This window comes from Virgibacillus sp. W0430, assembly GCF_051846935.1.
Taxonomy (GTDB): Bacteria; Bacillota; Bacilli; order Bacillales; family Amphibacillaceae; genus JBPYCR01.
Window position 1 is genome coordinate 136,543 of the sequence record NZ_JBPYCS010000002.1, and the last position, 12,348, is coordinate 148,890.

Annotated in this window: 12 protein-coding genes; 5 read left to right on the forward strand and 7 right to left on the reverse strand. The window is 38.3% G+C overall.

What is annotated here, in order from left to right:
• The first annotated feature begins 146 nt into the window (after window positions 1–146).
• From ACLIBH_RS01755 to ACLIBH_RS01765, 3 genes are all read left to right on the forward strand, one after another.
• Window positions 147–1,352 (forward strand): MFS transporter, encoded by a 1,206-nt coding sequence (locus ACLIBH_RS01755; protein ID WP_439315031.1) that lies wholly within the window; start codon window positions 147–149, stop codon window positions 1,350–1,352.
• 85 nt (window positions 1,353–1,437) lie between these two features.
• Complete coding sequence (locus tag ACLIBH_RS01760; RefSeq protein ID WP_439314947.1) at window positions 1,438–1,683, forward strand: DUF1450 domain-containing protein; 246 nt, start codon at window positions 1,438–1,440, stop codon at window positions 1,681–1,683.
• Window positions 1,684–2,243: 560 nt separating this feature from the next.
• A complete protein-coding gene (locus ACLIBH_RS01765) occupies window positions 2,244–3,695 on the forward strand; it encodes a CPBP family intramembrane glutamic endopeptidase (RefSeq protein ID WP_439314948.1) in 1,452 nt (483 codons plus the stop codon).
• Between the two features lie 97 nt (window positions 3,696–3,792).
• Here the strand turns inward: ACLIBH_RS01765 and ACLIBH_RS01770 are convergent, their stop codons facing one another.
• From ACLIBH_RS01770 to ACLIBH_RS01795, 6 genes are all read right to left on the reverse strand, one after another.
• Complete coding sequence (locus ACLIBH_RS01770; protein ID WP_439314949.1) at window positions 3,793–4,965, reverse strand: iron-containing alcohol dehydrogenase; 1,173 nt, start codon at window positions 4,963–4,965, stop codon at window positions 3,793–3,795.
• Between the two features lie 47 nt (window positions 4,966–5,012).
• Window positions 5,013–5,393, reverse strand: coding sequence for a RidA family protein (locus ACLIBH_RS01775; RefSeq protein WP_439314950.1), 381 nt, complete (start codon window positions 5,391–5,393; stop codon window positions 5,013–5,015).
• A gap of 271 nt (window positions 5,394–5,664) precedes the next feature.
• A complete protein-coding gene (locus ACLIBH_RS01780) occupies window positions 5,665–6,294 on the reverse strand; it encodes a lysozyme family protein (protein WP_439314951.1) in 630 nt (209 codons plus the stop codon).
• A 28-nt stretch (window positions 6,295–6,322) separates the two neighbouring features.
• A complete protein-coding gene (locus ACLIBH_RS01785) occupies window positions 6,323–6,766 on the reverse strand; it encodes a hypothetical protein (RefSeq protein ID WP_439314952.1) in 444 nt (147 codons plus the stop codon).
• Window positions 6,767–6,806: 40 nt separating this feature from the next.
• A complete protein-coding gene (locus ACLIBH_RS01790; protein ID WP_439314953.1) occupies window positions 6,807–8,156 on the reverse strand; it encodes an MATE family efflux transporter in 1,350 nt (449 codons plus the stop codon).
• A 160-nt stretch (window positions 8,157–8,316) separates the two neighbouring features.
• Complete coding sequence (locus ACLIBH_RS01795; RefSeq protein WP_439314954.1) at window positions 8,317–8,499, reverse strand: helix-turn-helix domain-containing protein; 183 nt, start codon at window positions 8,497–8,499, stop codon at window positions 8,317–8,319.
• Window positions 8,500–8,795: 296 nt separating this feature from the next.
• Here ACLIBH_RS01795 and ACLIBH_RS01800 point away from each other — a divergent pair, with 296 nt between their 5' ends.
• A complete protein-coding gene (locus tag ACLIBH_RS01800) occupies window positions 8,796–10,244 on the forward strand; it encodes a SulP family inorganic anion transporter (RefSeq protein WP_439314955.1) in 1,449 nt (482 codons plus the stop codon).
• A 43-nt stretch (window positions 10,245–10,287) separates the two neighbouring features.
• Window positions 10,288–10,707 (forward strand): universal stress protein, encoded by a 420-nt coding sequence (locus ACLIBH_RS01805; RefSeq protein WP_439314956.1) that lies wholly within the window; start codon window positions 10,288–10,290, stop codon window positions 10,705–10,707.
• A gap of 218 nt (window positions 10,708–10,925) precedes the next feature.
• Here the strand turns inward: ACLIBH_RS01805 and ACLIBH_RS01810 are convergent, their stop codons facing one another.
• A complete protein-coding gene (locus ACLIBH_RS01810) occupies window positions 10,926–12,269 on the reverse strand; it encodes an aspartate aminotransferase family protein (protein WP_439314957.1) in 1,344 nt (447 codons plus the stop codon).
• Between the last annotated feature and the right edge of the window lie 79 nt (window positions 12,270–12,348).

The following is a 12,348-nucleotide window of genomic DNA, read 5'->3' on the forward strand; positions in this document are numbered from 1 at the left end:
CAAATAATACCATAATCTGCCGGTGAAGCATATTTGTTTCGTTCCCTTTGTAATAGCGATATACTTAGAGTAACGAAGTATTTTACGAAAGAAGTGTGTATACTATCCCATTTCAACAAGCTTTAATTAAACGTAATGTTGTTATTATGTGGGTTGCCAACTTTTTTGTAGCCGGAAGCATGACGATGGTGTTGCCATTTATTTCCCTGTATATTGAAACATTTGGTGATTTTTCTAACGCTTACGTCCAACAATGGTCCGGCTGGATTTTTGGTATTACTTTTGTAACAGCGTTTCTCTTTTCTCCCATCTGGGGACGAATCGGTGATAAGTATGGTCGGAAAAACATTTTGATTATGTCTGCAACTGGACTTGCTGTTTCTGTCTTTTTAATGGGGTTTGCCACATCCGTTTGGCAGCTTTTTTTATTGCGCTTATTTATGGGGATTTTCACCGGCTTTATCCCAATGTCGCAAGCGTTAATCTCAACACAAACACCGAAAAAAATCGCCGGGAGAGTACTCGGAACACTACAAACCGGTAGTGTCACAGGTATGCTAATGGGGCCTTTGCTCGGTGGTGCTTTTGCCGATGTGATCGGTTATGGAGCTACATTCAAATGGGTCTCCATCACCATTTTTTTATCTGCATTTATCGTTTTGTTCGGGATTAAAGAAATGCAAATGACTGTTACGAATACATCTGAACAACAACTTTATTCTAGTAAAGAAGTATTGCTGCACATTATACAACGACCTGTTTTATTCGTCGTTATGCTAATGTCGGCACTTGTACAAATCGCTCACTTTAGTATTCAGCCTATTTTATCGTTGTATGTTGCAGAAATTAATGGTCCGGAAAGTATTGCCTTTTTTTCCGGATTAGCCTTTTCAGTAGCAGGTATTGGGAACTTAATTATGGCTAGACGCTGGGGGATTTTAGGGGACCGAATTGGCTATATTAAAATTATTATTATTCTTTTATTTGTAGCAGGTATTGTATATATTCCTGCGGCATTCGTAAATAATATTTGGCAGCTCATTGTTTTGCGGATGATTTTAGGTACAGCTATTGGCGGGATCGTACCTGTACGGATTGCGTATATTCGTCAAGAGGCACCTCTTTCCATGCAAGGGGAAGTGCTTGGATACAATACAAGCTTACGGTTCTTTGGTAATATTATCGGGCCCGCGCTCGGCGGAATGCTTGCAGGCTTTTACGGGTTTGCAGCTGTATTTTATGCAACAAGTGCACTCTTACTTGTAGGCGGGGTCATTATGCTCGTCGTCTGGTATCGTCATGAATATACAGAAAAAATACCGACGTATTCCAAATCGAAATTTTTCCACTAAAGCTGAAGCGGATCAATTGCGTTGGAATGACAGATATGCTAAAACTAACACAGTTGTTATTTTAAATTAGAAGGCATGTGATACATTGGGAATTGTCATTATTGATATTTGCGATGGAAATGCAATCACAACGCTAGATATAGAAGAAATACTAGAAAGAGAATTTCCAGAAGTCGCCGTTTTAATAAATGAATGTTTATCTTATTGTGGCTTATGCGCCATTCGACCGTACGCCCTTGTGAACGGGAAACGGGTGATTGGAAAAACACCGGAAGATTGTTTGGATAAAATAAGGGCTGCAATTAAAGAGGAATTGTCTGTTTTTATGTAAAGCAGGCAATCCCTCTTTTTTTTGTTAAATTTTAGTCCTTTGTCAAATATAGTATTGTTTTTACACACTCTTTTTGCACGACCCGAGTAAAACATAGTTCAATTAGTATTTTAATTTCAGACACGTATTCATTTTATAAAATTTTTATAAAGTATCATATTAGGTCTCCTCCTTCATGTATGATAAATAGAGACATAGTTACTTTATTCATACGAGGGGCATAAGAATTGTCCACAATAATCCTAAGACCATTGTCTAGGAATATGACGGAACGTCCAAGATGTTTGACATATTGTTCAGATAGGGACTCAATCACTTATACCAATGCTTGCACTTATGAGTTACTTGGAACAAAAGGGGGCGACTCCGGCGGAAAAAGCATGCGTCTTGAGACCTCACAGAAAGTGGTTTTTTCCGAGGAGGCTCAAGCCCTGCTCGCGGAATGCGTCTGCCTGTAGTGCAAAGTAACGAATATAACATACCCAATTGTTGATATAGAAACATTTAGAAACAATAGGCGGAATAACAATACCTAAACATAATATACGAGGGGGATGACAATGCAAAAATATAAATTACACCTATTTAGTGTTGCGGCACTTTTTATATATATTGTCTTGTTAAATTTCACACCGTCCCCGGTTGCCTATCCATTCCCCGAGACATCAAAGGAGGAGTTGTTTCAGCAACTAAAAAAAGAAACAGAAGCATTAAAAATCCCTTACATCCCGCATGAGAAGGTAGATTATTTTGATGTTGTTGCTAACAACAGTATTGGGCGATTTGTCGAGGAGCAAAGGATAGAAGATACCGAATTACTTCAATTACAAAACGAAACACCTCTATATACGATTCAATTAGACAGCTTAAACCATACATACCAGCTAAATCCACAAAGTGGAAAACTTATTGCAGCTACTAATATTTTCATCCCACTTAAGGACGGGAATCCAGAAAGATTTGTCGCTTCTTATTTCGGTGATGGATATGTTTATCATTCTGAAACGATTTCAAAGGATAGTTTGTTTGCAGATTGGGATCTGAAGCGTACGTATACGAAAGATACAGCTTTTTCAAATGTTATAAACGTCGTTGAAGTTCATACCGTTGATAATCATATCGTCCACTTTAAACAATATGGGCAAGCAGATGGCTTTCCGCTACAGCAGTATGAAACAGTTGGACAGATTGTTTTAATTGGAATTATTTTACTGTTTTTATTTATATTGTTTCTTATCGTTACTGTTCAGTTAATTAAACGCTTGATCAAACAGCAAATCGAAGCCTTTCTAGCACCATTCATATTGTCCATAGCTGCTGGTATTGGTTGGTTCTTTCTAACGTATGCAATAAGTGGCACAATAACTGGACTCGGTTTGCTTGAGCCGATTCTACTTACATACTTAACATTAGGTACGCTGCTCATTCGTTGGAAAAAAACTTCGCTTCGATCGACTGAAAAATGGGATCGGTTAAAATCATCGGTCGGAAAAGGGTTTTTGACGGCGATCATTGCGATTACATTAGGTGAGCTTTTTTTCTATGCTGCATCTTTTTTTGATGTGTGGGTTTCACCAGTGTTGAATTTCAGTATGCTGCTTCATATAAATGTATGGCTCCTACCGCTCTTAACATTGTTTATCGGTTTAAGTGCGGCAATATCGGAGGAGGCAATTTTTAGATTGTATATGATTTCATTTTTTGACCGTTTTGGAGTTATCGTATCCATCTTTGCTACCTCTGTTTTATGGGGAATTCTTCACATCGGCTATGATATGTACCCGTGGTATTTATACGTCATCGATTTTATTCTTATTACAGGACCATTTTTTTATTTTGTTTATAAGAAGTACAGCTTCCAAACAGTTATTTTCTTGCACTTTTTTTATAACAGCTGGGTAATGACATTATTTTTATTCGCTTACGATATACGAGCTGCCTTGCTATCATTGGTTATTACATTTGGACCGCTTTTCATTTTATTCAAACGCAAAAAAAGCTCCCGCACTTAACTCGTACTGAAGCTCATTGTAGCGCATCCAAGTGAATGATTTAACGATGTGCATGCGCTACATTGATTAACTAAAGATGTCCTTTTTAGTGATCCAATTATGATATGCTCGCTCTTAAAATAGAAACAACATCCGACCGGTTTAGTTTTTGGAAGTTCCCGATTTCCGATTGGATAGCAACAGCTCTATCTGCTATTGCTTCTATAGTATCTTCTGTAATACCGTAATCGGATAGCTTTTCAGGTGCACCCCAGCTCTTCCATAATTGCCGGAGCTTATAAATTCCTTCCTGCCCGATTTCTAAATCAGACTTTCCATCTGGATTTACTTCAAAGACTGTAATAGCAAGCTGTCTAAAACGGTACGCATTGTCTGGGCTTATTACGTATTCCATCCAATGTGGGAACAATATTGCCATCCCGCCTCCATGCGGAATATCGTGGATCGCTGATACGGCATGGTCAATATGATGGGTTCCCCAATCGCCCATGTATCCCATATTAAGAATATCACTTAATGCAATCGTGCTTGCATACATCGCTGTTTCTCTTAAGTTGTAATTTTTGAGATCGGAAATTAATTGTGTTCCTATGTTTTTCACTGTTTTTAATACACTTTCGCAAAACTGATCTTGTATTGGTGTATTCTGTACGTGATTAAAGTAATGTTCAAGTACATGCGTCATTGTATCAACTAAACCGTTCACTGTTTGCGCTTTAGGTACGGAAAACGTATACGACGGGTCAAGAATTGCAAACTGGGCATAGGAAAAGGATGATCCCCAACCGCGCTTTTCTTTTGTGTCCCAATTGGAAATAACCGACCCTCTGCTCATTTCTGCACCTGTTCCTGCAATGGTTACAACCGCACCGTATGGTAGACCAGCTGTTGCACGTGTTTTTTTTGTAATAATGTCCCATACATCTGCTTCCGTTTTTGCACCGACTACGATTGCTTTAGCGCAATCAATAACACTCCCACCACCAACAGCGAGCACAAAATCAATGTTTTCAGCTTTGCACACACGAACGGCACGTCGTACAGTCGTTACACGGGGATTTGCTTCAACACCAGGAAATTCAACAACCTCAGCACGAGCTTCGGCTAATTGTTCCATCACTTCCATATAAACGCCATTTCGTTTTATACTTCCACCGCCGTATACGAGCATTACCTTTTTCCCGAATTTGGCTATTTCTTTTGAAAGCTTGCTTATTTGTCCTTTTCCAAAAAGTAATTTCGTAGGGTTGTAAAACATAAACGCATCCATTTGAACCACCACTCCTATTTACTTAGTGAATAATGACTTTTTAAGCGTTATTTTCCTAGATAAACAACTGCATCCATTTCAACGAGTACATCCTTCGGCAATCGACTAACCTCAACCGTTGCACGAGCGGGATACGGTTTCTCTAAATAAGAACCATATATATCATTGATTGTTGCAAAATCATCCATTGAATCAATAAAAATTGTAAACTTAACTACTTGTGCAAAAGAAGCGCCTGCTTCCTCCAATACTGCTTTCATATTTTCCATAACTTGTGTCGTTTGCTTCTCAATCCCATCAACTACTTCACCTGTTTCAGGATTCACTGGAATTTGACCAGATACATATAAAAAGTCTCCTGCTTGAATCGCTTGTGAGTAAGGTCCGATTGCTGCCGGTGCCTTATCTGTATAAATTTCTTTTACCATTCGTTGTTTTCCTCCTTTAAAAGTCTGCTATGAAATGTGTTTGCAGCTAATTTCAATTTTCGCTAACACGTATGCCTTCTAAACACACAATGTCGCTCTGAAATCGCCATATACTAATACTTAATTTTCTTTCTTCTATCATACCATTTCTTTCCCTTTGTTTGCTTGTATAAAGATTTTATTGGAGTGAATTACGTAGTTGTATGTCTTATTTAAAAGTCACTCTTCATACGTTCATTTACGTTCTGAAGCTCAAACCTGCAGAAGCAAATTACTTTGAAGAAAATACTTCTCGATACGCCATTACATCCCGTACATAATAAATATCACCGTAGCAGGCATCATATTGCTTTGCCCCTTCACGCATGCAAGAATAAATGGATTGATCTTCCGCTTTTTCATACATTTCACGAGAAAATTGAATTGCAATTTCTTGTGTGAAGCTTCCAGCATGCTCTTTAACATACGTGATAAATCCTTTTCCAAAATTGTATGATTGAATAGCAAGCTCAATATCGCCATTCGCTGCCTTTAGATTTTCGGAGAAGTAGTACACTCCTTGCTGAATAGATTGATCGGGATCGGTTATACAGCCGATATATCCACAATAGCTTTCTGATGATTGCATAGGATCAAGCCCTCTTCCTCCAGATTCCTGCATCATCATCGCTAAAAGCACGTCAATATATGACTCTACTCCATACTTTTCTGCATATAGTTGTACGACCGGTTTGTATTGAAGCACCTCTTTTGATATTGCAGGCGTTTTTGCTGTCTTACGTTCTGTTCGTTGTTCGTTCATTTCGGTAAACGGAAGCAACGAAACACTAATAAGAATACTTAAAATAACGATACTTACAGTGAATGTCTGCTTAATTGCCTTTTTCGTGCTACGTTTCATACGATCCCTCTGTTTAATTATTAATAAACTACGCTGTCTTTAGGCCCTTTTCACGCACCAAATAACGGATACTCACCCCTACAGCTGCCCCGTACACAATATGGGCAATAACCCAATAAAGGATAGATACCCCATCTAATACATGTGGCGTCCGATCGGAAAGTGCTGTCGTAAAGTAGAGCAGCAGCCCAATTAAACCATTCGTAACTACATAGTCGGATACGTGAGCATGTCGATTAAGTTTTCGAAATAAAAAGTAGAGCACATTTACAAGTACGATCGATACAATGAGGTGTAGAGAGAATTCTGCTGCCTCGGACATCTCCCATGCACGGATAATCGGAATATAATCAACGTTTAATAATAGTGTATATACGTATTTTCCAGTAATAAATTGCACTCCTTTTAAAATGGCTCCAAGCAAGAATCCTGTTCCTATTCCGATCAGCATTAATTTGAATACAATACGCATCGCAATGACCCCTTATTTAATATATTTGTAGCAAAAGAGCTTAACCGCCTGATCGTTTAAAAAGCTCCCTTTCTCGCCACTTTCCGTATTTGAAATACGCTGCAGCAATGAAACTACTAACGATAAAGCTTGCCCCCATCCCTAGCGCTATTCCAATCTCTCCATAAACCGAAGAAAATAGAGCGGTCAATGGATAACGGAGTACCCAAAACGAAATAATATTTAAAGCAAGCACTTGATACATCGCTCCCGATGCTCGAACAATTCCATTTAAAATAAAATTAATCCCTAGAAAAGGAAAGCAAAAAGCCATTATACGTAAATAGGTTGCAGCAAACTTTACAGCCTCATCGTCCACGATGAATAGTCGAACAGCATATTCGGCAAAAATAACGATAAGTACGCCAATAAAAATCATGACAGATAGATTGTAGAGTAAGCCATATGTCGCAATCGAGCGAACCCGACCCCAATTCCGAACACCGATATTTTGCCCTGCCATGCTACTTACTGTCGTTCCAAGTGCATGTGCCGGTAGCATAATTATGCTATCCAGCCGTTGGGCTGCCCCAAAGCCACCGACAACTGAGCTACCAAACGTTGTTACAACACTCATAATTGCCGCTGACCCTGCAGAAATTACGCTCATTTGCAAACCAGAAGGAATGCCGAGCTTTAAAATAAGTCCGACTTCGTGACGCTTCGGTAAAGAAGGAATCGTAAAGGGAGCGAGCTTTCGATACAGCACATAAATAAGGCCATACATAAAGGCAATGCCTTGCGCCAAAATCGTTGCCATAGCAGCTCCTTTTATGCCTAAGTTCAAGCCGGCGATAAAAAAGGGATCTAAAATAACATTTAATATAACAGCCAACATAACAAACCGCAATGGCGTCTTACTATCTCCGAGCGCACGCAGTACAGTGCTAATAAAATTGTAGCCGAACAAAAATAAAATACCGATAAAATTTATTTGCAAATAGACACGAGCTGCATCCATCATGACAGCAGGCGTTCCTAATAATTGCAATAGTTTATCTGTAAACAAAAATCCTAAGCCGCTAAGTAAAATCGACAGAAACATTAAGACGACAACAAACGCATTTAAGTAGCTTTTTAACCCTTCTGTATCCTTTCTCCCCTTTTGCTGTGATAAAATAGCTAACGCAGCATTATTTAGGCCGATTACGAATGATAAAATTGTAAAAATGAGCACACTAGAAACAGCGACGGCTCCAAGTGCCTCTGCTCCAAGCAAATTCCCTATCCATAAACTGTCAATAAATTGATAGGACGTTTGCAATACGTTTGTTAGCATAATTGGTCCGGAAAAAACGATTAATTGTTTAACTATATTACCTTCCGTAAAATTATGTTGTTTCTTTTGCACGATCTTCCATTCCTCTCCAGTCCACCTGCATTCCACCACCAATATAAATCTACGTATCTATTTTTAAACTCGTATGCGATAAAGTAGATAAACAAGGGGAATAAGGCACTCATGAACCGCTCCAATTTAAAAAAGGCTCAGGGATAAACACCTAAGCACTTTATAATCTTTCTCCTTTTTTCAGTCTTTCAATAAACTCATTTAAGTCTTCTTTTTTTACACGCCAATGGCGACCAATCTTAAAGCCAGGGATTTTGCCATTCTGCACTAATTTATACGTAGTCATTTCGCTTAATTGTAAATACTCGGCAACTTGTGCTACCGTCATAATTTCTTTTGTCATAAGGAAGCCTCCAAGCAATTAACTTAACAAACCATCATCATAACATAAAAATGAAGCCCTTTAACAAAAACACATCTCATTTATACTCCATTATAAATGGTTATATCCGTTCCTATTCAAAACAACTCTTTTATACTATCCATGAATAAATTGAAGGATTATAAAGTATTTGGTAGAGAACGACGGATGTTTGCGCTTACTTGCCATTTGGCTGTTTGTTCAATTTATGCTATGATCCTTGTTGTCTATCTAATCTAACGCCAAAAATAAACCGCACATATAAAAGAGGTGTACAAATGAACGTTCAACAATTAAAACAACAATGGTTTGGAAATATAAAAAATGATATTTTAGCTGGTATCGTTGTCGCTTTGGCTCTTATACCTGAAGCGATTGCTTTCTCTATAATTGCTGGTGTCGATCCAATGGTCGGGCTGTATGCATCTTTTTGTATCGCAGTCATTATCGCATTTGTAGGTGGCCGGCCTGGTATGATATCTGCTGCTACAGGGGCGATGGCTTTATTAATGCTCCCGCTCGTTAAAGAGCATGGCTTGCAATATTTATTAGCAGCTACAATATTAACAGGTGTTATTCAGTTTCTATTCGGTGTATTTAAAGTAGCAAAAGTAATGAAATTTATTCCTAGAGCCGTAATGATTGGCTTTGTAAATGCGCTAGCAATTTTAATCTTTATGGCGCAAGTGCCACATTTTCTTGGTATATCGAATACAACCTATTTATTTGTGGCAATTACGTTATTAATTGTTTATGTGCTCCCACGCTTTGTTAAATCAATACCTGCACCATTAATAGCGATTGTTTTATTAACAAGTGTGGCTATTTATGCCAACATTGACTTGCGAACTGTTGGTGATTTAGGTACTATTCCTAGCACGTTACCTGAATTTTTCATTCCAAATGTACCATTTAACTTAGAAACACTTGCAATCATTTTTCCTTTTTCTCTTGCACTCGCTATTGTTGGTCTACTAGAATCATTGCTCACTGCTTCCATTGTCGATGACATGACAGATACGGAAAGCGATAAAAACAGAGAATCACGCGGACAAGGTATTGCTAATATAATTACTGGATTTTTTGGTGGTATGGCTGGTTGTGCTATGATCGGTCAATCCGTTATAAACGTAAAATCAGGCGGTAGAGGGCGTTTATCTACCTTTATTGCTGGGGCATTCCTTATGTTTTTAATCATTGTTTTAGGGGATTTAGTTGTTCAGATTCCAATGCCTGTTCTCGTCGGAATTATGATTATGGTATCCATTGGCACATTTGATTGGTCGTCCTTCACTTATGTTGTGAAGGCACCGAAAACAGACGCCGTCGTCATGCTTGCTACTGTCGGTATTGTCGTTGCAACACATGATCTCTCTAAAGGTGTTATTGCCGGTGTAATTTTAAGTGCAATTTTCTTTGTCGCAAAAATTTCCAAAATAAATGTTGTCAAACAAATAGATCATACTGCCGAAGAACTCGCCTTTTCCGTAAATGGTCAGCTGTTCTTTGCTTCTGTCGATGACTTTACACACGCTTTTGACTTTACTGTACAAAACAAGACAATTGTAATAGATTTCACGAATGCACACATATGGGATGATTCTGCCGTAGGTGCAATTGATAAAGTCGTATCAAAATACAAAGAAAACAATAATCGAATTACGTTAAGAGGGTTGAATTCCTCTAGTAAAAAGATTATTGATAAGTTGGCAGTGCATCACGTATAATCAAATATAAACATTTGCCAGCTTTTCAAAAAGGAGTGCAAATATGTATAAAAAAATCCTATTAGCCGTTGACGGATCCGAGCATTCGTTAAGAGCGACCGATGAAGCTGTAAAAATTGCCTCTTTAGGAAAAGAGAGCATCATAGAAGTTGTATTAGTTGCTGATTTTTCAAAAGCAAAAAGTGACATTCTCCATTCTCAAGGAAAAGATGACTTGGAATTATCACGGCGGAAGAAGCTGTTACCTGCTGAAGAAAAGCTACAAGCGAATAATTTAACCTATGAAGTGAACATTTTACACGGAGAGCCGGGTCCGACGATTGTAAATTACGCGAATAATGGCGATCACGAATTAGTTATTATTGGCAGCAGAGGTTTGAATACGCTACAAGAAATGGTTTTAGGAAGTGTCAGTCATAAAGTCGCTAAACGCGTAGATTGTCCAGTGCTTATTGTGAAATAGTCGCTCTTCCTTTATCTTTTTTTATATTTAATACCTTATCAACTCGTTTATTTTATAGGTTATAAATCATTCGATAAGTAATGGGAAATCAGAAGCTTTCCGCCATTTTTTTTGTGTCGAAGATCATTCCTGATTTTCCACAAACTAATCCAAAACCCTAAATATAAATACACCCCTTCAATCTACCTTTGAATTAAGCGATTGAAGGGGTGTTTTATTCATAATTGTGCAATTGACTCGTTTACTGTTTTTATAATAAATGTTAAGTCATCATCCGTTATGCTTAGAGGAGGACTAAGCGTTAATATATTGTTAAAGCCTTCTACTGTATAGCCATTTTTTCCAATAATTAATCCTGCTTGTTTACACAAAGCAATCACCTTATCCACTTTACTAGGAAGTGCCGGCGTTTTTGTTTCTATATCTTCAACTAGCTCGATACCTAACAGCAATCCTTTATATCGAATATCACCTACATTTGGATGATTGTACAGACCTTTTAGCCCGTCATATAACTGCTCACCCATTTTTTTAGATTGATTGATTAAATCTTCTCTTTCTATTATTTCAAGGTTTTTTAGAGCGACTGCACAAGCTGCAGGGCTGCCACCATACGTATTAACGTGTCGGAACATATCATACGTTTCTGTTCCTTTAAACGCATCAAATATTTCCTTTTTAACTGCCGTTGCAGATAGTGGTAAATAAGCACTTGTAATCCCCTTGGCCATTGTAACAATATCTGGTTTAATTCCTGAATGCATATATCCAAATGCCTTGCCTGTACGACCGAATCCATTGATTACTTCATCTATAATAAGTAACGTACCACGGCGATCGCAAATTTCTCTTACATTTTGTAAATAATGATCATGAGGAATTAGAACACCACCACCAGTTATATTTGCTTCCATTATTACGCCAGCAATCGTTTCTTCCAATTCCCAGTTAATAACACGTTCGATTTCATCGGCACTATGCGTACAACAAGTTCCATCCTCTGAGTTAAATGCACTTCGATAGCAATCAGGAGGCGCCACGTGCAGAAATCCAGAGGCTAACGGCTCATACATATACTTTCGTTGAGCTTGGCCTGTTGCAGCTAAAGAGGCTGCTGTATTACCATGATACGATCGATATCTTGAAATAAACTTATATCGATCATGATTTCCCTTTAAACGATGGTATTGACGGGCAATTTTAAAGGCCGTTTCATTTGCCTCTGAGCCACTATTCGAAAAGAAAATAACATATTCATCATCAAGCCACTCATTAAGTTTTTCCGCTAGCTCAATTGCTGGTTTATGACTATGTGTGAGTGGAAAATATGCCATTTCTTTTAATTGGTCATAAGAAGCTTGAGCCAATTCCTCCCGGCCATACCCAACATTGACACACCACAAGCCGGACATTCCATCTAAGTAACGATTGCCTTCTGAATCTGTAACCCATGCTCCATCTGCTTTTGACATTATCATTGTCGCCTTCGGATCAAATGGACGCATGCCATGCCATACATATTTTCCGTCTTTTTCTGATAGATGTTGTGCTTTTACAGCCATTCTTTTAACTCCTTCCTTTTACAAAAAGGCATTCGCTTTTCTATAATAGAACGAACGCCTATGTTGACTCTGCTTAAGC